At 45.6% G+C, this 22,923-nt stretch carries 19 protein-coding genes; 3 read left to right on the top strand and 16 right to left on the bottom strand.

All coding sequences use genetic code 11. The features are described 5' to 3' along the window. Positions 1 to 22 precede the first annotated feature (22 nt). From H8B19_RS07310 to kduD, 6 genes are read right to left on the bottom strand one after another with little or no spacing between them, the layout of a single operon-like run. Complete coding sequence (locus H8B19_RS07310) at positions 23 to 805, bottom strand: IclR family transcriptional regulator (protein ID WP_186506139.1); 783 nt, start codon at positions 803 to 805, stop codon at positions 23 to 25. A gap of 3 nt (positions 806 to 808) precedes the next feature. Beyond that, a complete protein-coding gene (locus H8B19_RS07305; RefSeq protein ID WP_186506138.1) occupies positions 809 to 2,104 on the bottom strand; it encodes a TRAP transporter large permease in 1,296 nt (431 codons plus the stop codon). Further along, positions 2,104 to 2,592 carry a TRAP transporter small permease gene (locus H8B19_RS07300; protein WP_186506137.1) on the bottom strand — a complete coding sequence of 163 codons (489 nt, stop codon included), beginning with the start codon at positions 2,590 to 2,592 and terminating at the stop codon, positions 2,104 to 2,106. Before H8B19_RS07300 ends, H8B19_RS07305 begins: the two co-directional genes overlap by 1 nt. Before the next feature lie 3 nt (positions 2,593 to 2,595). Beyond that, positions 2,596 to 3,576, bottom strand: coding sequence for a TRAP transporter substrate-binding protein (locus tag H8B19_RS07295; protein ID WP_186506136.1), 981 nt, complete (start codon positions 3,574 to 3,576; stop codon positions 2,596 to 2,598). A gap of 38 nt (positions 3,577 to 3,614) precedes the next feature. Continuing rightward, positions 3,615 to 4,457: a 5-dehydro-4-deoxy-D-glucuronate isomerase gene (kduI, locus tag H8B19_RS07290; protein ID WP_186506135.1), complete on the bottom strand. Its 843-nt coding sequence runs from the start codon at positions 4,455 to 4,457 to the stop codon at positions 3,615 to 3,617. A gap of 11 nt (positions 4,458 to 4,468) precedes the next feature. Beyond that, entirely contained in the window at positions 4,469 to 5,227 is a 759-nt protein-coding gene (gene kduD / locus H8B19_RS07285) for a 2-dehydro-3-deoxy-D-gluconate 5-dehydrogenase KduD (RefSeq protein ID WP_186506170.1), read from the bottom strand. A 452-nt stretch (positions 5,228 to 5,679) separates the two neighbouring features. On the opposite strand from kduD, the gene H8B19_RS07280 reads away from it, so the two are divergent. Further along, entirely contained in the window at positions 5,680 to 6,894 is a 1,215-nt protein-coding gene (locus H8B19_RS07280; RefSeq protein ID WP_186506134.1) for a DUF4861 family protein, read from the top strand. 37 nt (positions 6,895 to 6,931) lie between these two features. Here H8B19_RS07280 and eda read toward each other — a convergent pair whose 3' ends face one another. The 6 genes from eda to H8B19_RS07250 form a co-directional block, all read right to left on the bottom strand. Continuing rightward, positions 6,932 to 7,549, bottom strand: coding sequence for a bifunctional 4-hydroxy-2-oxoglutarate aldolase/2-dehydro-3-deoxy-phosphogluconate aldolase (gene eda, locus H8B19_RS07275; RefSeq protein WP_186506133.1), 618 nt, complete (start codon positions 7,547 to 7,549; stop codon positions 6,932 to 6,934). Positions 7,550 to 7,624: 75 nt separating this feature from the next. After that, entirely contained in the window at positions 7,625 to 8,989 is a 1,365-nt protein-coding gene (locus H8B19_RS07270; RefSeq protein WP_186506132.1) for an NAD(P)(+) transhydrogenase (Re/Si-specific) subunit beta, read from the bottom strand. A 7-nt stretch (positions 8,990 to 8,996) separates the two neighbouring features. Continuing rightward, positions 8,997 to 9,269, bottom strand: a complete 273-nt coding sequence (locus tag H8B19_RS07265; RefSeq protein WP_186506131.1) for an NAD(P) transhydrogenase subunit alpha part 2 — start codon at positions 9,267 to 9,269, stop codon at positions 8,997 to 8,999. Next, the gene (locus tag H8B19_RS07260) at positions 9,269 to 10,414 is read right to left on the bottom strand and encodes an NAD(P) transhydrogenase subunit alpha (protein WP_186506130.1); all 1,146 of its coding nucleotides are present in this window, start codon (positions 10,412 to 10,414) and stop codon (positions 9,269 to 9,271) included. The genes H8B19_RS07265 and H8B19_RS07260 overlap by 1 nt, the downstream gene beginning before the upstream one ends. A gap of 773 nt (positions 10,415 to 11,187) precedes the next feature. Beyond that, on the bottom strand, positions 11,188 to 14,346 hold the full coding sequence (locus H8B19_RS07255) for a multidrug efflux RND transporter permease subunit (RefSeq protein WP_186506129.1): 3,159 nt from the start codon (positions 14,344 to 14,346) through the stop codon (positions 11,188 to 11,190). Positions 14,347 to 14,348: 2 nt separating this feature from the next. Beyond that, the gene (locus H8B19_RS07250; RefSeq protein ID WP_186506128.1) at positions 14,349 to 15,602 is read right to left on the bottom strand and encodes an efflux RND transporter periplasmic adaptor subunit; all 1,254 of its coding nucleotides are present in this window, start codon (positions 15,600 to 15,602) and stop codon (positions 14,349 to 14,351) included. Positions 15,603 to 15,740: 138 nt separating this feature from the next. Between H8B19_RS07250 and H8B19_RS07245 the strand changes: the two genes are divergently transcribed. After that, positions 15,741 to 16,739 carry a LysR family transcriptional regulator gene (locus tag H8B19_RS07245; protein WP_186506127.1) on the top strand — a complete coding sequence of 333 codons (999 nt, stop codon included), beginning with the start codon at positions 15,741 to 15,743 and terminating at the stop codon, positions 16,737 to 16,739. 65 nt (positions 16,740 to 16,804) lie between these two features. On the opposite strand, the gene H8B19_RS07240 is transcribed toward H8B19_RS07245, so the two are convergent. Further along, entirely contained in the window at positions 16,805 to 18,433 is a 1,629-nt protein-coding gene (locus tag H8B19_RS07240; protein ID WP_186506126.1) for a methyl-accepting chemotaxis protein, read from the bottom strand. Positions 18,434 to 18,913: 480 nt separating this feature from the next. On the opposite strand from H8B19_RS07240, the gene H8B19_RS07235 reads away from it, so the two are divergent. After that, a complete protein-coding gene (locus H8B19_RS07235; RefSeq protein WP_186506125.1) occupies positions 18,914 to 19,468 on the top strand; it encodes a M15 family metallopeptidase in 555 nt (184 codons plus the stop codon). Here the strand turns inward: H8B19_RS07235 and H8B19_RS07230 are convergent. The 3 genes from H8B19_RS07230 to ggt form a co-directional block, all read right to left on the bottom strand. Then, entirely contained in the window at positions 19,465 to 20,646 is a 1,182-nt protein-coding gene (locus H8B19_RS07230) for a type 1 periplasmic-binding domain-containing protein (protein WP_186506124.1), read from the bottom strand. The two genes, H8B19_RS07235 and H8B19_RS07230, sit on opposite strands and share 4 nt — an antisense overlap. After that, complete coding sequence (locus H8B19_RS07225; protein ID WP_186506123.1) at positions 20,627 to 21,094, bottom strand: GNAT family N-acetyltransferase; 468 nt, start codon at positions 21,092 to 21,094, stop codon at positions 20,627 to 20,629. Before H8B19_RS07225 ends, H8B19_RS07230 begins: the two co-directional genes overlap by 20 nt. A gap of 156 nt (positions 21,095 to 21,250) precedes the next feature. After that, positions 21,251 to 22,900 (bottom strand): gamma-glutamyltransferase, encoded by a 1,650-nt coding sequence (ggt, locus tag H8B19_RS07220; protein WP_186506122.1) that lies wholly within the window; start codon positions 22,898 to 22,900, stop codon positions 21,251 to 21,253. Positions 22,901 to 22,923: the final 23 nt, after the last annotated feature.

Below are 22,923 nucleotides of genomic sequence, written 5' to 3'. Positions count from 1 at the left end.
TAAGTGACTGATTGTTACAAGATTATCCCGTTTTCTCCTGTGACAATGAATGCTGTTGATACACATCTTTATAAATATCGCAGGCAGCCGCTTTAACCTGTGCAGCTATCATAGGAATTTGTGCTTTGGTAAATGAGGTAGCGGGGCCGGTAATACCAATCGCCCCGACCACAATACCGCGGTTATCGCGCACCGGCGCCGCTAAGCAGCGCACATCTTCGTGATATTCTTTATCATCCACCGCATAACCCAACGCCATTACCCGCTGCAGTTCTTTTTTCAAATCAGGCAGATTCGTAATGGTATTGGCGGTACGTTTTTCCATTTCCTTGTTTTCAAACAACAGTTCCAGATTGTCGTAATACAAAAAAGCTAAGAAAATCTTACCGGTTGAAGAGCAATGCATTAACGCTCGCAATCCCGGACGACTGGCCACTTTTAACGGATGTGGGCTATCAAAAACTTCCACAATCAATGCACTGCCATGATGCGGTACTGCCAGATGAGCCGTGTGTCCTGTGGTTAATGCTAAACGTTGCACATGTGGAATCGCCACCTGATGCAAACGATCGGAATTGATAATCTGAAGCCCCACATTCATCAAATCGGCACCACAGAAATATTTCTTGTTGCGCTTTTCCAACATCTGCTGCGACACCAGCGTGCGCAGCAAACGGAAAACCGTGGTACGAGGCAGATCAAGTGCCACTTCGATTTGTTGGGAGGTCATGCCTTTACCATTTTGCGCTAACAAGCGCAGCAATTCGCAGGCATGCACAACACCGGGGATCAGATATCTTTCCATCGGTTACAGTCCTAACATGTTAGGTACCACTTCACTGATCCAGGGTACATAAGTAACCAGCATCAGCACCACAAACATCGCGATATACAGTGGCAACAGGGGTTTAATAATGCGTTCCAGCTTGGTTTTGGCGATAGCACAGGTCACAAATAACACGGCCCCCACCGGCGGTGAACATAAGCCAATTGACAGGTTAAGCACCATCATGATGCCAAACTGCAGCGGTGACATGCCTAATTGCATGGCGACCGGTAAAAAGATTGGGGTGAAAATCAATACCGCTGGCGTCATATCCAGGAAAGCACCGACCACAATCAACACCAGATTGATAAGTAATAAGATAACAATCGGGTTGTCACTTAGTTCAAGCAAAAACTGACTAAAGGTTTGTGGAATATTTTCAAAAGATAATAACCACGACATGGCAGTAGATGCCGCAATCAACAACAACACGATAGAGGTGGTTTCTGCTGCTTTTAATAACAGCTGGGGAAATTCAGCCCACTTTACTTCACGGTAAATTCCTATCGATAACAACATCGAATAAAACACCGCAATCGCGCCCGCTTCAGTGGCAGTGAAAATGCCACCGATAATGCCGCCAATCACCAAGACAATCAGGAATAAACTGGGAACAGCAGCTAGTACTTTTTCTACCACCACTTTGACTGGCAGACGTGCACTGGTTGCATAACCTTTACGTTTGGCGTGAATAAAACAAATCACCATTAACGCCAGACCAACTAAAATACCCGGCAAATAACCAGCCATAAACAAGGCGGCAATGGATACACCACCGCTGGCAATCGCATACACAATTAAGATGTTACTCGGTGGGATTAATAAACCTGTGGTTGAAGCAGCCGCGGTAACTGCCGCACTAAAGTTTTCGTCGTAACCGGCTTTTTTCATTTCCGGCAACATAAAGCTGCCAATGGCCGACGTTGCGGCTACCGCTGAACCTGATATCGCCCCAAACAACATGCAAGATACAACGTTAACTAACGCTAAACCGCCAGGCAGCGCACCAATTAACGCCATCGCACATTCGATTAAACGTTTGGCGATACCACCACGCCCCATAATTTGTCCGGATAAGACGAAAAACGGGATGGCTAATAAGGCAAAGCTGTTTAAACCACCGGCCATACGTTGCGCCATAGTGGTCACCGCTGGCGTCATATCCATGCTCATGACCATGGTCGCTAACGTAGCTAAACCAATAGCAAAAGATACCGGAACACTTAATACCAACAGCGCAAAAAACACCACCAGTAGTACAATTGCTGTCATTTCCATTAGTGGCGCCCCTCTTCTTCGCCGCGCAGGATGCAGCCAATGTTATGTATTGCGTACAGGCAGATCATGCCGCCGGTGATAGGTAAAATTGAATATACAAAGCCCATTTTGATACCTAGGGCTGCTGAGATTTGATTAAGATCTAAGGTCAACTCCATCAGTTCTGCACCGCCATATACCATCACCAGTGCACAAAACACGATAACGGAGAGCTGCACAAAAATTTGCACCAGATGTTTTTTGGCTGGTTGCATACGATCAACCACAATATCCAGCCCTAAATGCGCATGGGTGCGAAAGGCATATACCGCGCCCAGCATACCAATCCAAATCAGTAAAAAGCGCGCCAGTTCCTCAGTCACTGAGCTTGGATCTGAAAGTAAATAACGGGAAATCACCTGCCAGCTTACCACCAGCAGAATACTGGCCATGGCGGCAATTAACGCATAACTCAGCACTTTATCTAATAATCGAATAATCACATTCATGGCTTACATCGCCTCTACTTGTTGCATAATGCGACCTACTTCGGTGCCTTTAAATGAATCATGGAAAGGTTTAACTGCATCACGAAACGCTTGTTTATCAGGATAAATCACTTCAACACCATCGGCTTTTACTGCTTCAAGCGCCTCGTCAGATGCTTGTTTCCACAGTTTTTTCTGATACTCCACCGAATCAGCCATTGCCATGCTTAACCATTGTTGCTGCTGTTCAGTGAGTGAGTTCCACACTTTCAGACTGGCCAGCATCACATCGGGTACTGAAGTGTGCTCATCCAAAGAGTAATAACGTGAAATTTCATAGTGACGTGATAAATAATAACTAGGCGGATTGTTTTCCGCACCATCAACCACGCCTTGTTGCAGCGCTGTATACAGCTCGCCCCAGGCAATAGGTGTTGCGGCACCGCCCAGTGCCTGCACGGTTTTTACCGCTGTCGGGCTGTTCAGTACCCGGATTTTTTTACCTTTTAAATCCGCAGGTGTGTGGATTGGCGCATCGGTGGTGTAGAAACTACGACTACCGGCATCGTAATACCCCAGGCCTTTTAAACGTACCTTTTCAACGCCTTTTAATAACGACATACCTAAGTCACTGTTTAATACTCGCCAGAAGTGATCGCGGTCACGGAACACGTAAGGAATACTGAAAAGCTTCATTTCAGGCGCAAAACCTTCCAGCGGACTGGCCGAGACTTTGGTCATAGCCAGACTACCAATTTGCAGGAGTTCAACCATCTCACGTTCAGAACCCAACTGACTGCTGGGATAGATCACCACTTTCATTTTGCCATGAGAATACTGCTCAAGACGTTGTCCCAGATACACCATGGCTTTATGCACTGTGTGCTGGGTATCGAGCGAGTGCCCTAAACGTAGAATTACCGTGTCATCCTGTTTGGCACACCCTGCCAGCAACACTGCTGTACAGGCTGCCAATACGACAGGTAAACGTCTCCAATACTTCATCTAAATGTCTCCAACGACTGCAAACCGGTAGGCCACTATTAACGCAATTGATCAGGCGGATATTTATCCATATCGTTGTAATCAAGGTTCTCGCCAGCCATGCCCCAAATAAAGGCGTAGCTGCCAGTTCCTACACCACAATGGATTGACCAGGGAGGTGATAACACCGCGTTTTCGTTACCCACCCAGATATGACGGGTTTCGGTGGGTTCGCCCATAAAATGGCAAACCGCTTGCTCCGGTTCTAAATCAAAATAAAAATACACTTCGTTGCGTCGGTCATGCTGGTGAGCGGGCATGGTATTCCAGTTGCTGCCGGGATTAAGACGAGTTAAGCCCATTTGCAACTGGCAGGTTTGCACCACACCACTAATAATCAGCTGGTTAATATCACGCTCGTTACAGGTTTCGCCCGCGCCCATATGCAACACATTAGCGTCGGCTTTACCTACTTTTTTGTGAGGATAAGCATGATGAGCAGGCGCGGAATTAAGATAAAAACGTGCGGGATTAGCAACGTCCAGTGATTCAAAAACCACGCTTTCAGTTGTTTGTCCTACATAAAGCGCCTCTTCAGTGGCAAGCTCAAAACATTGCTCACCAACGTGCACTTTACCTGCACCACCTACGTTGATAATGCCCAGTTCACGACGGGCCAGAAATGCATCACTTTTTAGCGGATCAATGGTGTCCAGTGTTAATGCCGCATTGGTTGGAACAGCGCCGCCTACCATGAATCTCTCATAGTGGCTGTATACCCAGTAAACCTTGCCCGGCTGCATGATATTGTCAGCCAGAAATTCACAGCGTAATTCACTGGTATCGTACTGTTTTACTTCGCGTTGCCCAACGGCATAACGTACTTCATATTCAGTTGTCATGGTTCAATCTCTTATCGTGCCAGCCAGCCGCCATCGACTGCCAGTACATGGCCATTAACATAATTACTGGCATGACTGGCTAAAAATACCGCCGCGCCTTGCAAGTCTTCCGGGTCACCCCAGCGACCAGCAGGAATACGCTGCAATATTTCGTTGTAGCGGGTGGTGTTTTGCTGCAGGGCTTCTGTGTTATCAGTACGGAAGTAACCCGGCGCAATCGCATTAACCTGTATGTTATGCTGACCCCACTCGTTAGCTAAGGCTTTGGTTAAACCGGCAATAGCATGTTTACTGGCGGTGTAGGCTGGTACCGTCATACCACCGCTGTAAGACAGCATGGATGCGATATTGATAATTTTGCCCTGCCCGTTTTTCATCATGCCTTCAGCAACGGCCTGACATAACATAAAACTGGCATCCAGATTGACCTGCAGTACTCTACGCCATTCCGCCATCGGATAGCTCACTGCAGGATGACGATGAATCGTGCCACCATTGTTGACTAGGATATCAATATCACCACTAAAGGCTTTTGCCTTTTCTGCCATTTGCATTACTGCTTTTTCATCGCTCAAATCCGCAGCAATTTCAAAGCCTTGCTGCGATGTTTTTGCGATCAAATCTAATGTTTCAGCGCAGCCGCCTTCACGCGAACTACTGCAGACAACATTGGCTCCGGCTTCAGCCATGGCCACTGCAATAGCTTGCCCCAATCCGCGGCTGGCGCCGGTCACTAACGCTGTTTTTCCGGTTAGAGAAAAATCCTGCATATTCACTTGTCTGCTCCTGTTTATTTGTCATGGCCAAGAAGCCTATTAAGTGACATCAAATGGCGCAAGCAGACCACTGCATTTTTATTCAAATAAAAATATTAATATTCTTATTTGAATAAAAGCGTCTAATTCGATTGTACTTTGAGCTGTGAAGCTTAACCTGCAAACTACATTTTATTTACATTGTCACTACAGGGTGACAACGTTATTGCCACCGGTGGCATTTTGTCAATACTTTTTTTAAAAACCTTGTTATATTGACTCTGCACCTGATTTTATAGGTATCTTAAAAAACGGTTAAATACGCGCTGTGTAGCGCAATTGTAAATAAAATGCGCTTACAAGTTGTAGATTAAACAAGGAAACAACAATCAGGTTAACAGCCTGCGCAATGTCATCGCTGTTAACTCTTACAAAATTAGCTATGAACGTGTTTAAGGTGATTTCACATGTATAAAACCAAGCTCAGCAGCCTTGCTCTTATGACAGCCTTTTTAGTTTCCGGCTGCGGTTCACAAACCAATGATGGCATGCAGATTAAAATTAAAAACCCCGCTAATGGCAGTCCACTTTCTCAAGTCATCAATGTGCCACTTAATAACCAAGTGTCGATGCAGACCCAGTATAAAAGCGACCATAACGCCAAAGTGGAATTGGTAGACAATGATCAGGATGGTCAGGCAGATACCGCGCGTTTATTAGTCAATGTCGCTCCAGGACAGCAACAAACATTGCAGTTAACGGCCGATAATAATGTGACTCTGGCTGATATGGCGCACGTTGAGCTAAGCCGTCGTACTGGTGGCCATTGGGATGGTAAAGACTACAAAGCCGATGCCTTTACTTTTGAGCCGGTAGACCATTTTGTTACACCACCACAACTTACCGACCATTCTTATTATCTGCGTTATGAAGGCCCAGGCTGGGAAAATGACAAAATCGGTTTCCGCTTATATCTGGATTGGCGCAACGCAATTGACATTTACGGTAAAAAAACCAGTGATATGGTGTTACCGGGCGTAGGTCTGGATGGTTATGAAAGTTACCATCACTCTTCTGACTGGGGACAGGATGTTCTCAAAGTAGGTAAAGCGCTGGGTGTCGGTGCCTTAGGGCGGTTAGACGGTGATAACGTGATGCACTTCCAACAGCATGAAAACATGACCTATCAACAGCTCACCAACGATAAATTATCGGCCTCATTTTCTGTCGATTACAAAAACTGGACGGTTGGCGACAAAACCATAGATTTAAGCACTCACTATCAGGTTAACGCCGGTGATAACGGTGCAACCATTACCGCTTCGACCTCAGAGCCAGTAGATAATTTAGTCACAGGATTAGTCAAACACCCCAACACAGTCAAACTGCAAAAACGCGGTGAAACCTGGGGATATATCGCACGTTATGGCAAACAAAGTCTGGCAGGTGATGATGATGAATTAGGTTTTGCCTTGTTTTACCGAGTTGACCAGGTCGAACGTTTACTCGATGGCCAGTACGATGATTTAGTGCAGTTTAAACCAAGCAGCGACAGTATTGAGTATCATATTGTTGCGCTGTGGCCACAGGGTGTTCAGCCGCAAAAAACACAGCAACAGTTTGCCGAGTTACTTGATCAGGAACTGGCAAAACTTCAGCACCCAGTTACACAGGTGAATTAACAGCATTAAAAAGCCCGCAAATGCGGGCTTAATTCAATTAACTATTAGCTTTAACGCAAGCGTCCGTAATCGCCTGCCAGTTTTGTGCCTCAACCCACTCAGCTTTAGACACCCAGGTTCCGCCCACCGCAAATACATTATTTAACGACAAATAATCCTGTTTGTTATCCGCACTCACGCCTCCGGTTGGACAGAAGTTAATGCCCTGAAATACCGAGCTAACCGCTTTTAAAAACGCTGCGCCACCACACAAAGATGCCGGGAACAATTTCAACTCATTAAAACCATGCTCCGATGCCAGTAAGATATCGGCGGTATTTGAAACGCCGGGTAAAGCAGCAATCTGGCTCTCGGCTAAAGCAGATAATAATTTGTCGGAAATAGCCGGAGTAACAATAAAGTCTGAGCCGGCGTCAATCGTTTGCTGTAAACGTGCCGCATCTAACACTGTGCCAGCACCCACAATCAGTTCTGGTAATTCCGCTTTGATCGCTTGTAGCGCTTCGAGAGAGGCTGGCGTACGCAGCACTACCTCAACTAATTTGATACCCGCCTGTGACATTGCACGTGCAATGCTTACTCCCTGTTCCGGGGTTTGTGCGGTAATGATTGGGAGTAGGGTTTGATTTCCCATCAGGGAGGAAAATGACTGCATGTTTGTGTTCCTGTTTAAATGAAAAAGTGGCAGTACCAGACTGCCACGCTTAGTTATTCGTTATGCTAATTCAGATTATTGTTCAGCAAATTGCCTGGTGAGCTGGGTCAGCGTTTGTTTGGCATCACCAAAAATCATCCGGCAGTTGTCTTTAAAAAACAGCGGGTTATCAATGCCAGCAAACCCCGTTGCCATGCCGCGTTTCAATACAAAAACATTTTTGGCTAAATCGGCGTTGATCACCGGCATGCCATAAATAGGGCTACCGACCATTTCGCGCGCGGCAGGGTTCACCACATCGTTAGCACCAATCACAATTGCCACATCAAAACTGCTGATACGTGGATTGACCGCATCCATTTCGAGTAAAACATCATATGGCACATCGGCTTCGGCCAGTAATACATTCATGTGTCCAGGCATACGCCCAGCCACTGGGTGAATGGCATACACCACTTCTGCACCGTTTTTTTCCAGTACTTGCTGCAACTCTTTCATTGCATGTTGCGCCTGAGCCACCGCCATGCCGTATCCCGGGATCACCAACACAGATTGCGCAGCATCCAGCACGTAATAAGCATCGTCTGCACTCATGGGTTTGATTTCGCCTTCAATGGTAAGCGTGCTTTTGACCACATCCTGAAAGCCTGATAACAACACATGACTTAGCGAGCGGTTCATGGCTTTGCACATAATGTTGGTCAGAATAATACCGCTGGCGCCCACCAGTGCACCGGCGACAATCAGCAGATTATTTTCAAGGGCAAAACCAGCCGCACAGGCAGCCAAACCCGAATAACTGTTAAGCAGCGAAATAACCACTGGCATATCAGCGCCACCAATCGGTAGCACCACTAAAATGCCCATCAACAAACTTAACGCCACCAGTGCCCACAACCACTGTGGTTGCAGTGGATAAACGACGGTTGCCACAGCGGCTGCTAACATCATTACAATCAAAAGGGCATTGGCGTATTTCTGCCCCGAAAATAGCAGAGGCCTGCCACTGATTTTTTCACTGAGCTTGGCCCAGGCCACCAGTGAACCTGAAAAAGTCACATTTCCAATTAATAACGCCAATACACTCACGGCTGCAACAAAAGGACTGGGATTTGCTAACAAAGCAACAATCGCAATAGCCGAACTGGCCAGCCCACCAATGCCGTTAAACAGAGAAACCAGCTCCGGCATCGAGGTCATTGCCACTTTACGTGCGGCAAAACCACCAACTAATGCGCCACATACCATGCTGATGGCGATCCACTCAAAAGACACAATCGACTTATCCAAGAGAGTAATCACAATCGCCAGCAACATACCTAATGCAGAGAGTAAGTTGCCGCGTCTGGCACTGGATGGATGACTTAATTGCTTTAAGCCAAAAATAAACAGGGTGGCAGCAAGTACATATACAAAATTAATCAATAACTGTTGGTTCATCTTGCCCCTACTTTTTCTTAAACATCGACAACATGCGGTCGGTGACCACATAACCGCCCACCACGTTAATGGTGGCCAAAAATACCGCCAGCGAGCCAAATAACGCCGATAAATCATTGTTACTGCCAGCCAGTGCCAATGCGCCTAACAAGCTAATGCCCGAGATAGCATTTGCCCCGGACATAAGCGGAGTATGCAAGGTAGCCGGTACTTTACGGATCAATTCAAAACCAACAAATACAGATAAGATCAAAATAAATAACAGGTAGATAGCCGTCATTACGCGACCTCCTTTTGTAGATGCGAATTAATAGCCTCATTGACGATTGCGCCCTGATGCGTAATCACAGCCGCGCGCACCACTTCATCTTCAAAATTAAGTGACAATGGCTGCTGTAAATCGAAACAATCACTTAATAAGTGGAATAAATTGGCGGCGTACATTTGGCTGGCATCCCGCGCGACATCGGATGCCCAGTTTCCGCTTCCAATCAGGCTAACACCGTGTTTGTACACGACTTCGCCTGCAATACTGCCCTCTACATTGCCGCCACTTTCGGCGGCCATATCCACAATCACACTGCCGGGTTTCATGCGTGCAATGGTTGCATCATCAATCAGTCTTGGAGGCTTGCGACCAAATAATTGTGCTGTGGTGATCACAATATCGGAGTCTGCAATACAATCTGCCTGACCTTGTTGCTGTTTTTGCATTTGTTGTGGAGTAAGTTGCCGGGCATAGCCTTGTTCGGTTTGACCGGTTTCTCCTAAATCGATACTGAGGAATTTTGCCCCCAAAGATTGCACCTGCTCTGCCACCACCGCACGGGTATCAAATGCTGTCACCGTGACGCCTAAACGTTTGGCTGTCGCGATGGCTTGCAAACCTGCCACCCCCGCGCCTATGACAAACACCTTGGCTGGTTTTAAAGTGCCGGCAGGTGTCATCATCATTGGCAATACTCGGGGTAATTGAGATGCGGCTTTTAACACCATCACATAACCAGCAAGGCTGGCCTGTGAACTTAGCGCATCCATTTTTTGGCAGCGGCTGATGCGGGGAATCATTTCCATGCTCATGCCAGTTAAGTTAGCCTGACAAAGCTGTTGCAGATAATCGGGGTGATTAAAGGGGTCGAGGAAACTCACTAATACCGCGCCCGTTTTAGTGAGTGATAAATCCTCTTGAGGTAAACGCTGCACACTGCACACCACGTCTGCTTTTGCTAACAATTGATCGCGTGATGATGCAATTTGAGCACCCGCTTTGATATAGGTTTCATCATCAATATTAAGCGACTGGCCTAATCCAGTTTCACACCACACGTCTGCGCCTGCGGCTAAATAAGCTTTAATTTGCTCCGGCACCAAAGCGCACCGCCGCTCATGGGCTACGGTTTCTTTTACAAACACTAACCTTGGCATAATAGCTCCCTGAGGTAATTCCAGTTGAATGTGCCCAAACCGACATAATCGGTGGGTGGTATTTGTGTAGGAGTAATCATGTTCCGACGTTAGCGCCGGTAATTATTATTAATAATGTTTCAGGCGCAGATTAGAAAATAGAATTTTATGCGCAAGCAGCTTATCGGGATTTATTCATATTTAAACTGCAATGGCTTATTTTCACTGACTTTATTCAAATATTAACTTTGTAAGCGCTTTCAAAAGGTTGCCGAAAAAACAATATAAGTAATATCCAGAGCGTGTTTATCTTTGCTGTATATTTTTGCAACGAGTTGCGCGGTATTTAAACAATGAGGCACGATTGTGGTGTAGTTACTCTACATGAATGAGTGCTAAAGCAGTAGAAATGCCGCGCAAACGTTGCCCAGGGGGTTCGTCCTAAACGCTTTTTACTCTTTATGAAAGACTCCTGTCTTTCACCGCTTCGCGGCCAGCTAAAGCTGTTTTATGGCGTTCCCTACGCCATAATGTTGCTTATTTTTGACTTAATCCATTAGGCCTGCAAATAAGCGCCGTGATTAAAAAGCGTTTGGTTAGAACAAAATTTATACAGCAAAGATAAACACGCTCTAAAAAAGGGTAATCGGAAATTTAGAGGAGAAAAACGAGACAACTTACCCTTACACTCCGGGATTAGAAATGTTTGGGCAAGTGCCTCTAAAAAAACCCACCGCACAGCGTAATTTGGAGAGGTATCTGTGCGGCAGGCCACGCTAGACGAATCAGGCTAATTAATTAGCCTGTTCAAGTTGACGGGCTTGACGTGCGGCGCGACGACGACGCACCACATGGTAAAACAGTGGGGTTAACAGTAATCCAAAGAAGGTTACCCCTAACATGCCTGAGAAAACCGCGATGCCCATCGCACGGCGCATTTCAGCACCGGCGCCAGTGGCAATCGCCATAGGTACCACACCCATGATAAAGGCAAATGACGTCATCAGGATTGGGCGCAAACGCAAGCGTGTGGCTTCCATAATGGCATCCATCAGCGACAAGCCGTGGTCTTCTTTTTCCTTGGCAAATTCAACGATTAAGATGGCGTTTTTGGTTGCCAGACCCACCAGTACTATCAGGCCTATCTGAGTGAATATGTTGTTATCACCATGGGTTAAAATCACGCCCGTCATGGCTGATAACAAGGTCATAGGCACGATTAGAATAATCGCCAGCGGCAGACTTAAACTTTCATACTGAGCAGCTAATACCAGAAACACTAACAACACCACTAACGGGAAGATTAACATTGCGGTATTACCGGCCAGAATCTGCTGGTAGGTCAAATCAGTCCACTCGTAGCTCATGCCAATGGGCAAGGTCTCGTCCAGAATTTTCTCAATTTCAGCCTGCGCTTCCCCCGAGCTGAATCCCGGTGCCGCCGCACCATTAATTTCAGCTGTGATATAACCATTGTAGTGCATAACACGATCGGGCCCCGCTGAATGGCTAACCTTAATAAAAGAGCCAAGCGGTATCATGTCACCATTTTGGTTACGTACTTTCATTTGGGTGATTTGCTCAGGCTCCTGACGGAATCTGTCTTTTGCCTGAATATTCACCTTATAGTTACGTCCAAACTGGTTGAAGTCATTCACATACAACGAGCCTAAATACACCTGCATGGTATTGAAGATATCGCTGATGGCTACGCCTTGAGCCTTGGCTTTTTCACGATCAATTTCCACATCCAGTTGCGGTACATTTACCTGATAACCAGAGAATATACCGGCCAGTTTTGGATTGGCCCACGCTTTGTGCAATACGTTCTGGGTTACCTTGTATAGTTCTTCGTAACCCAGATTGCCGCGATCCTGAATCTGTAATTTAAAGCCACCAATCGTGCCCATGCCCTGAACCGGCGGGGGTGGGAAAATGGCAATAAAAGCATCCTGAATCGAACCAAACTGCGCGCCCAGACTACCAGCAATGGCGTTAGCTGATAAATCTGCCGACTTGCGCTCTTCGAACGGTTTTAAGGTCACAAATACAATGCCGGCATTAGGTGCATTGGTGAAACCATTGATGCTTAAGCCGGGGAAAGCCACCGCCGACTCAACCCCAGGATGTTTCAATGCAATTTCCGACATTTTACGGATAACGGCTTCGGAACGATCCAGCGAGGCAGCATCCGGCAACTGAGCAAAAGACACCAGATATTGTTTATCCTGACCAGGTACATAACCGGTAGGGGTATTCACAAACTGGGTATAGGTTAATGCCAGTAATCCGGCATATAACGCCAGTACGATGCCACCCGCACGGATGATCTTTTTCACCGCAACGGCATAGGCATTAGCGCCACGGCTGAACAGACGATTAAACGGACCAAACAACCAGCCACCAAAGGCTTTATCCATCAGGCGAGATAACCAGTCTTTTGGATGGTCATGACCTTTTAGCAACAACGCAGCTAAGGCAGGGCTCAGGGTCAAGGAGTTAATCATCGAAATCACAGTAGAAATTGTGATGGTCAATGCAAACTGACTATAAAAACGACCGGTCAGGCCCGACATAAACGCCGTTGGGATAAATACTGCCGCCAACACTAAGGTGGTCGCGATAATAGGCCCGGTTACTTCACCCATGGCTTTTTTGGTCGCTTCAATCGGCACCAGACCTTCACTGATATTACGCTCAACGTTTTCCACCACCACGATGGCATCGTCCACGACTATCCCAATTGCCAGTACTAAACCAAATAATGAAAGCGCATTAAGTGAAAATCCCATCAAATGCATGATTGCAAAGGTACCGACCAGTGACACAGGTACAGCGACCAGAGGAATAATTGACGCACGCCAGGTTTGCAGGAATAACACCACCACAAACACCACCAGTAACAGCGCTTCAAACAGGGTTTTTACCACCGCTTTTATTGAGCCGCGTACAAACACGGTAGGGTCATACACAATCGAGTAGTCAACGCCGGCGGGAAAGGCTTTTTTAAGCTCGGCCATTTTAGCGCGTACATCATCCGAGATTTGAATCGCGTTTGAACCGGGGCGCTGAAAAACAGGGATTGCAACGGCAGATTTGTTATCCAGTAATGAACGTAGTGCATAAAAATCTGCGCCCATTTTTACTTCGGCAATATCTTTTAAGCGGGTGATTTGACCCTGCTCACCCACTTTAATAATGATGTTTTTAAATTCATCTTCAGTGGTTAAACGGCCTTTAATATTAATCAGTAACTGGAATTCGTTGTCACCGGTTGGTTGAGAACCGAGGCTACCTGCTGCCGCTTGTTTATTTTGTTCACGAATGGCACTAACCACATCCATGGCGCTTAAACCTAACGCCGCCACCTTGTCCGGGTCCAGCCACACACGCATACTGTATTCGCCAGCACCAAACAAACGCACTTCGCCCACCCCGTTTAATCCTGCCAGTTCATCTTTTACATACAAATTGGCATAGTTAGACAGGTACAACATATCGTACTGATTGTTGGGTGAAGTTAAGTGCACCACCATGGTTAAATCCGGTGAGGATTTCTGCGTGACCACCCCCAGTTGCTGCACTTCCTGTGGCAAACGAGGTAAAGCCCGGTTAACCCGGTTTTGCACCAGCGTTTGTGCTTTATCTACATCGGTGCCAATCGCAAAGGTCACCGTCAGGGTTAAACGGCCATCAGAGGTAGATTGTGAAGACATGTACAGCATATCTTCAGTACCTTTAATCGCCTGCTCCAAAGGTGTCGCCACCGTGGCGCCTATTACTTTGGGGTTAGCGCCCGGATATGTTGCATTAACCACCACGGTAGGTGGCACCACTTCGGGATATTCAGTAATGGGCAACTGCCACATAGCAATTGCACCGGCTATAAAAATAATCAGTGAAATTACCGCCGCGAATATCGGGCGGTGAATAAAGAACTGGGAAAATCTCACGCTTATTTACTTCCTGCCACTGCAGTGGCTTTCTCGATGCTAAGGTCAGCGGCCAGACTATCTTCATTTTCGCCATCCATGCGTTGTTGCAATGCCTGAATGCGATCAATGGTTTTCTGCGCCACCATATCTACAGCTTGAACGGTTACTTTGCTGCCAGGACGAACACGTTGCAGACCGTTCACGACTATCTTATCTCCGGCAGATAAACCTGATTTGATGATACGTAAGCCCTGAACTTTTTCGCCCAGTTCAACCGCGCGGTAATTCACCAGGTTGTCATCGTTAACCACCAGGACGAATTTATTATCCAGATCAGTACCGATGGCTTTGTCATCAATTAAAATGCCCTGATAACTTGCGCTTCCCACCAACTTAATTCGCGCAAACAAACCAGGTACTAAACCAGCTTGTTGGTTATCAAATACTGCACGAGCGCGAATAGTGCCGGTATGCACATTGACCTGGTTGTCAAAGAAATCCAGTTCGCCTTTAAAGCGGTATTCGTTATCGCTGGCAAGCGACATCAATACGGTACGATGCTTAGAACCATCAGGACTACCTTCACCGTTAAGATCTAAACGTTTGTACTTAAGCAGCGTTTGCTCATCAGCGTCAAAATAGGCATATAAACGCTCGGTAGACACTATGCTGGTCAAAACACTTTGTCCGGCATTCACATAGTTACCCTGAGTGATTAACGCACGTGATACACGGCCACTAATTGGCGCTTCTACACGGGTATAACCTAAGTTCAGTTTAGCCAGTTCCAGCGCCGCCTTTACCGATTCAACTGACGCTTCAGCCTGTTGCAAGGTGGCACGACGGTTATCCAGTAATTCTTCAGCAATCGCCTGTTTGCCCGATAAGTTTTTCGCACGATGTAATTCACGCTCAGCCAGCTCCTGCTGACTTTGTGCCACCAAAAGTTGTGCTTGCAGACGTTTGACTTCAGCTTTATACGGACGGTTATCAATCATAAACAAGGTGTCACCGGCTTTAACCAGACTACCTTCTTTAAATGCGACGATATCCACGTAACCAGATACACGTGGACGCAGTTCTACCGTTTGTGGTGCTTCTAAACGGCCAGTGAATTCGTCCCATTCCGTCAGTCGTTCACTAACAACACTGGCTACACTCACCTGGGGAGCAGCAGGCGCGGCTTGCTGAGCCGGTACCTCATCACCGCATCCCGCCAGCAACGCCATTGCGCCAGTCAATAGCATAGTTTGCATTAATTTTGCGGTTTTCATGTTTGTTCCTTGGTCTAACTATTTTTCAGGTTGTGCAGTATGGAACAAACAAATCAATAAAAATAATTATGTATTTGTGTTCGTATCATCATTTTTAATGATATATTTTGTAGAATATTTAGCAGTGGAGTAATTAAGATGCGGGCTCAGGAACTTAATTTACTGATGGTTTTTGACGCTGTGATGACAGAACGCTCAATAACCCGGGCAGCCGACAGGCTAGCAATGACGCAACCTGCAGTATCAAATGCCGTGAGTAGAATGCGCAGTGTGTGGAAAGATGAACTGTTTGTTAAAGACGGTCGTAATATCCAACCCACCGTCTATGCACAAAATTTATGGAATCAGGTAAAACACCCTTTAGGTCAACTTGCCGATGCGGTTGATCCGCGAGAATTTGATCCGGCAACCGCCAAACGTGCATTTCGTATTTGTATGGCCGATATCTTTGTCGATATGGTGTGGGCACCGTTACGCCAGATTATCGAACGCGAAGCACCGGGCATCGATATACATGCCATCCCCTACAATCATACCAATGCCGAACAATTACTGGATGATGCACGAGTGGATATGGTGATAGGTTCGATTAATAATCCACCATCTGTTATCCGCAGCGAGCATATTTTAAGTACCTGTTATGTGGTCGCTATGCGCCCGGGTCATCAGCTGGCAAAAGCGAATCTGACTCTGGAAGAATTCGCGGCGGCCGATCACCTATTAGTCTCATTATCCGGCGATCCAACCGGCATGACAGATGCCGCACTGATGCAGGAAGGCCTGAGTCGTCGTATTGCCTGTACCGTTAACCACTTCTCTGCGGTTGTACCTTTACTCAAAAGCAGCAACCTGATTTCTGTTGTCCCCACTGCCACGGTTGAAAAAGCCATAATTTGTGGTGATATCGCCGCGACTAAAGTGCCGTTAGAGATTCAGTCTTCACAATTATCCAGCTTGTGGCATAAACGTCAGGACAGGGATGGCGGGCTGTTATGGTTACGTCGTCATATTAAAAATATTGTGACCGAGGATGCTTTACGTCACCGTCAGGTGATGGAGCAATTTTTGTGTAAAAACCAGCAATGTATGGCTGAGCGGGCCGGACAACAAATGACAGCAATGCAAAAAGCCAGTTAAATTTTAACCTGATTGTACATATAAAAAACGCCGGAAGACCGGCGTTTTTTAATTGCGATATATGGTTATGACAACCGGAACTGGTGAACCATGTTGTTAAGGTTCTCTGCCAGCTTGGCAAGCTCTGCTGATGCTATATTAGATTGCTCGGCGCCATCTGATGTTTGTTCTGCTAAATCACGAATATTCACCAGATTACGATCCACTTCTTTAGCCACCTGCGCCTGTTGCTCGACAGCACTGGCAATGGTGAGGTTCTGTTCGTTAATCTGGCTAATAATGTCACCTATTTGCTGCAACGCCTCACCGGCCTGATTCGCTACCGCTAATGTTTGACTGGCACGCTCATTACTTTGCGCCATAGATGATACGGTTTTTTCGGTATCACCTTGCGTCAAAGTAATCATATTTTCGATCTCTTTGGTAGACTCCTGCGTACGATGCGCCAACGCGCGTACTTCGTCTGCGACTACCGCAAATCCGCGGCCGGACTCACCGGCACGCGCCGCTTCAATTGCCGCGTTTAATGCCAGTAAGTTAGTTTGCTCTGCTATTGCACGAATAACATCCAACACCGAGCCTATGCTTTTAACCCTGCCGGCCAATGCATCGACACCTTGCATGGTACTTTTAAGCTCGTTAACCAATTCATCAATAGTATGAATTGTCTCCTGCACTTTTTTAGTACCGGTAACTGCCGTTTTATTCGCGTTATCAGATTCTTTTGATGTATAAGATGTGTTACTGGCGACTTCTTCAATCGCCGCGGTCATTTCATTCACAGCAGTGGCAGCCTGCTCCAGCTCCTGACCCTGCTTACGAATATGTTGAGAAGATGAGTGTGTTACCTGACTCAACTCTTCAGAGGTGGCGGCTAACTGATTGGAGGAATCGGCAATGGCCTGAATGGTACTTTTAAGATTATCCTGCATTTGTGACAAGGACCGGATTAAATCCGCCGCTTCATCCTTACCATCATCGCTGTAACCTTTACTTAAATCTCCGCTGGCAATAGTTTTAGCCACTTCCACCGCCTGCCCTATGGGAATAATCAGTGAACGACTAAAGACAACAGCTAAAACGCCTGTTGCCACCACTGCACAGATAATCACCACTATCATCATCACAGTACTGGTGTCATACAATGTTTGAGCATCATTCGATGTATCTTCAGCACGTTTTTGCTGGAAATCAGATAAATCCATTAGTGCGTCAGTAATTTCAGCAACTTCGTCCAGAAATCCCTGTTCTCTGAATATATTAGCTTCTTCAGTGCGCCCGGCATCATACATAGCAACCAGTTCTTTACGCAGCTGCTTGGTTTTTGTCATGCTTTTGTCAATACGCTCCAGAATCCGTCTTGCTTCAGGCGCTTTTGCCAGTGACAACATGCGTTTTTCAGCATCGTCATAATGCGCCAGTACTTTTTCAAGTCGGGCTAATATAACCTGTCTTTCCTGTGCTGACTTGGCATACCCCAGATTTGCAGTTTCAACTCTGGACAACAAAAAATCCTTTTGCATATCGCTAATGGCAATTAAAGCGGGTAATCTGTGCTCTCCCATCACATCCACTTCGTCATTCAGCGAACTCATTTGCAGAATGCCAAAAAAACCCAGTATGAGCGATATGCTACCCATGATGCCAAACGCTATGGTTGAGCGAATACCAATACGGAAATTACGAATATTCATAGAACGGTCCGACTCCTGAAAGCCTGTCTGGTTTGCACATAACCTTTGCGTACCAGATTTATTTTATTATTACGTGAAGGTATCCAAGCCTTGTAATTTTATTGAATCAAATTAGTTTCAATTCATGTAACAATATATGTATCGACATCAATTACAACATATTCAGTTTTGGTAACCTAAAAACAGCTGATCACTAACGTGATGATGTTCGTTTACAGCTCAATATAAACACTAATCGGAGCTGTTAAATATATAGGTCAGACATAGTGAATTTGCGAACATTTTCGGCTGTTTTTGATGCAACTCTACTTAAAAATAAACAACAGGTTATACGAAAAATACACTCATATGGATCAGCTGTTTTTTTAAAATTTCACGCTGGATTCCACTAACCTGCTTAACCGCTTATAAATGCAGATTGAATTGCAATTATTGCTTGGTTAATCTGTGACTCCTTTGCGATTTAAAAGATGCAGACACATGGACGTGATAATAGACAGTCAACTCAGCTTTAGTGAAGCCATTGCGGGTAGTCCCGCTCCACAAGAACTTATTCAACAACTGACACTGCTGGACGTGGATTATTTTTCTGATGACAACCTGCCTCATCAGGGACAATTTATACTGCATAAAACGGTCGCTGACGAAGTACGAGACATTTTCCGTTTAATTTACGACACCCGGTTTATTGTACACAAGGTAATACCGCTGGTTGAATATCAATGGGATGATGATCTGGCCATGCAACATAATGTCAGCTCAGCATTTAACTATCGAAAAATTGCGGGTACAGACAGGCTATCCCTGCATGCTTTAGGTAAAGCGGTGGATATCAATCCGTTTTGGAATCCGGTGCATTATGAAGATGGCAACATTGCACCACCTAATGCACGATATAAGCCCGGATTTAAAGGTGTATTTGATAATCAGCACGCTGTTGTACAAGCTTTTAAACAAGCTGGCTGGCGCTGGGGTGGAAACTGGACATCTCCGGTTGACCACCACCATTTTGATAAGCCACAAGCGGCAGACTAGATAAAATTTATCAAAGTAACAACAATGCCGACAACCCCAACAACAACACCCAATATATTTATAACATTGCTTACAACTCCAATGCTATTCCAGCGCATATAATAATGTGGTTTTGTTTTCTTACTTAAGGGGACAAAACTGTAACGATTAAACCGCTTTTTTACCCTCAGCAAACTAATGGTTTCATCACCAGCCATTTCACCGTTTTCTAAAAAAGTGATATCACCATTTAATGTACGTTTTGCTTTGGGTTGCCTGAGATGATTAATAACGGATTGTCGGGCATTGGCAATATCCTGTTGCATAACGTTTGGGTTATCAGTCAAATAGTTACATAAAACACATAATGCATTCATGGTGGAAGTATCTGCGTCCTGCACGTCGGGAAAATCTGCAAAGTACTGTGTTAGTTCCTTACCAATCATGCTATCGGTTTCATCTCTGTCCAGATCCGTAGCAACAATACTATTGACTGTTAGTGAATTGAGCAGATTCGAATTAGAGCCAAACGTATATAATTGCGAACGACATTTATGTGCCCGAAGATGTGTTGCCAGTTCAACTACATGCGCACTTTGCGCACAAACCACGGCAGGTTCATTTTTAGCCGGAAACACCGCAGGCATATTATCCCTGGAAAAATCATGGTGAATAACATTAATCCTGTGTTCCCTGGCAGCCTGAGTGATATCGCATTTAAGCTGCTGACCGTAGCTGAACTCAGGTCCCGCAAGAGAATAAACCAGCACATCCTGCACATTGGCATAGGTACTGGATAAATTAAGTAATAATTTCTCGGCCCTGAAATAATCAGATTTAGTGAAACGAAAAAAACTCTGTGATTGCAATGAGGATAAAAAACTCGCCGACGCAATAGTGGCAAAGATAGGAACATCAGCCACTTCATTAGATAACAGAATTTGATGGAATGAATGACTATCGGTAGGCCCAATTACCGCCAGACATCCCTGCGATACTAACTGTTTGGCTTTTTGACAACTGGTACTGGCATCACTGAAGTCATCAAGCACGACTAACTCAATATCAATACCAGCGTTTTGTAATTGCTGCTTACGTGATTGAACAATATGCTGCGCTGATGCAAACATGGCTTCAGCCGCTTTATTATGATCTCCGCTGGATTTAATTAATCCAATTTTACATAGTGCCTGGCTCATCAACCGCATTCCTTTGCTTGGCGTAAATTCGGCTATTCTCTGTCGTCAAAATCGTATCATATTGATTTTTTAGATAAAAATTTGATGCGAAACGTTTGTTACGTGCACTGGCATATAACAGACTATTAACCGCAACCACACCTTGATAATGGTCAAATGCCAACGACTCAAAAAATCGCAGCAGTTTGGAACCTAAGCCACTGTTTTGACAGTCTTGTTTTACAAAAATATTCAACAATTCAAGTACATCGGGTGCAAACGTCCGGCTATAGGCAAAGCCAACAATTCGCCCTTCAATCTCAGCCAGAGCGGCCGGATACTGATCGATATATTGCTGTAAATTCGCGCTTATATCCCGGCCGCTGTAAAACATAAACAGCTGTGACATATCAGCAATATCACTTGCTCCGGCACGGCGCAAATTCACTGTTTGTGAAGAGACCAACACCCTAACTCCCGTTATCAAAATTAGCTACAGCGATTGAATGATTATTAAACATTAGCAATAAAACCAATCACTTAACAATAAAATTCAACGCTATCCCACACGATAAAAAAACACCGGCGATAAAGCCGGTGTTTAAAAGCATCAACAAATTAAACGCTAAAATACATAAGACTGACCACGTCCACTGCTTTCAGAGGCGGCATCCAGCTGGCCATCACGATTAATAATGGCCTGCAAATCACCAAAATGGCGATTATCCAGTTTATAACCCATTTCGCTTAATTTACTTTGCACCCCCTGATCAATTCCAGCATGCATGCGAATCGTATCTTTCGGCCAAAGTTGATGGTGGAAACGAGGACTATCAACGGTTTGTTGTGCCGTCATATGGTATTCCACGGCATTCAATATCGACTGATAAACAGAAGTTATGATGGTGGTTCCGCCCGGCGACCCCGTCACCATAAAGATCTTACCGTCTTTAAGCAAAATGGTCGGCGACATAGAAGACAACATACGTTTATGTGGCTGAATTTCATTGGCTTTGCCACCCACAGCACCAAACACATTGGCCACACCGGGTTTGGAACTAAAGTCATCCATTTCATCATTCAAAATAAATCCAGCCCCTTCAACCACCACACCACTACCAAAACCTAAGTTAATAGTTGTCGTGTTTGAAACAGCGTTACCCCATTTATCAACAATTGAAAAGTGTGTGGTTTCTTCGCTCTCATGTAATCCCGGTTTCACATCTTTACTAACCGAGATCTGTTTACGATTAACTTCACCTGCGCGACGTGCAATATACTTGTCGTCAATAAGCTGCTTAACCGGTACGCTTACAAAATCAGGGTCACCCAGATATTTGGCCCGATCAGCAAACACACGTTTACCAATTTCAGACAGTAAATGAATATATTCGACACCATTGTGCGCTAACGTCTGTTTACCCGCGGTTAAATCCTGATACATAGCCAGCCATTGATAAACCGCAACACCACCAGAACTGGGCGGTGGAGACGTTAGTACCTGATATTCACGCCAGTCTTTTTGAATTGGTGTGCGCGCTGCCGCTTGATAGGCCGCTAAGTCAGCTTCATGAATTAAACCACCGGCTTTTTGCATAAACTGAGCAATAATTTTAGCGGTTTCACCTTTATAAAAACCATCGTGCCCCTGATCGCGAATACGCGCTAACGTCGCCGCCAATTCAGGTTGTTTAAATACTTCCCCCGTTTTAGCACTACCAAAATAATTAGCAAAGTTAAGCTTTAATCCCTTTTGCTCGATGCGCTTGATATAACGATGGATATAGCCTGCCAGCGCTTGCGGCATTACAAATCCATCGTTTGCTAACTTATAGGCAGGTTCAACCAGGGTTTTCCAGGGTAATGAACCGTGTTTTTGATGAGCTAACCACATGCCAGCCACCGTGCCGGGTACACCAGATGCTAATGGGCCAAACAAGGACTTGCCCGGAATAACATTTTTATTTTCATCCAGGTACATGTCGCGATGGGCGCGGGACGGTGCTTTTTCGCGGTAATCAATAAAGTCAGACTTATTATCTTTATAGATCAACATAAACCCGCCACCACCGATATTTCCGGCTTCTGGCAATGTCACAGCTAGTACAAATTCAGCTGCAATTGCCGCATCTACAGCGTTACCACCTTGTTGTAATATCTGTTTTGCGACATCAGCACTAAACTTATCAGGCATGGCAACGGCCGCCTGTTCTTTGGCAACGACTGACGCAGATACCCACAGCGTGACCAACAAATATATAAATCGCTTCGTCATGTTGCTTCCTTTAATTGGTTTAT

Origin of the sequence: Neptunicella marina (assembly GCF_014270035.1) — a bacterium.
Classification (GTDB): domain Bacteria; phylum Pseudomonadota; class Gammaproteobacteria; order Enterobacterales; family Alteromonadaceae; genus Neptunicella; species Neptunicella marina.
This window is presented reverse-complemented; position numbering and strand designations above follow the sequence as displayed.

Excerpts from the sequence above, each read along its gene's own strand:
- H8B19_RS07270 (WP_186506132.1), bottom strand. The coding sequence starts at position 8,989 with ATGAACCAACAGTTATTGATTAATTTTGTATATGTACTTGCTGCCACC.
- H8B19_RS07265 (WP_186506131.1), bottom strand. The coding sequence starts at position 9,269 with ATGACGGCTATCTACCTGTTATTTATTTTGATCTTATCTGTATTTGTT.
- H8B19_RS07250 (WP_186506128.1), bottom strand. The coding sequence starts at position 15,602 with ATGAAAACCGCAAAATTAATGCAAACTATGCTATTGACTGGCGCAATG.
- H8B19_RS07300 (WP_186506137.1), bottom strand. The coding sequence starts at position 2,592 with ATGAATGTGATTATTCGATTATTAGATAAAGTGCTGAGTTATGCGTTA.
- kduD (WP_186506170.1), bottom strand. The coding sequence starts at position 5,227 with ATGCAGGATTTTTCTCTAACCGGAAAAACAGCGTTAGTGACCGGCGCC.
- H8B19_RS07230 (WP_186506124.1), bottom strand. The coding sequence starts at position 20,646 with ATGAGCCAGGCACTATGTAAAATTGGATTAATTAAATCCAGCGGAGAT.
- H8B19_RS07310 (WP_186506139.1), bottom strand. The coding sequence starts at position 805 with ATGGAAAGATATCTGATCCCCGGTGTTGTGCATGCCTGCGAATTGCTG.
- ggt (WP_186506122.1), bottom strand. The coding sequence starts at position 22,900 with ATGACGAAGCGATTTATATATTTGTTGGTCACGCTGTGGGTATCTGCG.
- H8B19_RS07295 (WP_186506136.1), bottom strand. The coding sequence starts at position 3,576 with ATGAAGTATTGGAGACGTTTACCTGTCGTATTGGCAGCCTGTACAGCA.
- H8B19_RS07245 (WP_186506127.1), top strand. The coding sequence starts at position 15,741 with ATGCGGGCTCAGGAACTTAATTTACTGATGGTTTTTGACGCTGTGATG.
- H8B19_RS07260 (WP_186506130.1), bottom strand. The coding sequence starts at position 10,414 with ATGCCAAGGTTAGTGTTTGTAAAAGAAACCGTAGCCCATGAGCGGCGG.
- kduI (WP_186506135.1), bottom strand. The coding sequence starts at position 4,457 with ATGACAACTGAATATGAAGTACGTTATGCCGTTGGGCAACGCGAAGTA.
- H8B19_RS07305 (WP_186506138.1), bottom strand. The coding sequence starts at position 2,104 with ATGGAAATGACAGCAATTGTACTACTGGTGGTGTTTTTTGCGCTGTTG.
- H8B19_RS07240 (WP_186506126.1), bottom strand. The coding sequence starts at position 18,433 with ATGAATATTCGTAATTTCCGTATTGGTATTCGCTCAACCATAGCGTTT.
- H8B19_RS07235 (WP_186506125.1), top strand. The coding sequence starts at position 18,914 with ATGGACGTGATAATAGACAGTCAACTCAGCTTTAGTGAAGCCATTGCG.
- eda (WP_186506133.1), bottom strand. The coding sequence starts at position 7,549 with ATGCAGTCATTTTCCTCCCTGATGGGAAATCAAACCCTACTCCCAATC.
- H8B19_RS07280 (WP_186506134.1), top strand. The coding sequence starts at position 5,680 with ATGTATAAAACCAAGCTCAGCAGCCTTGCTCTTATGACAGCCTTTTTA.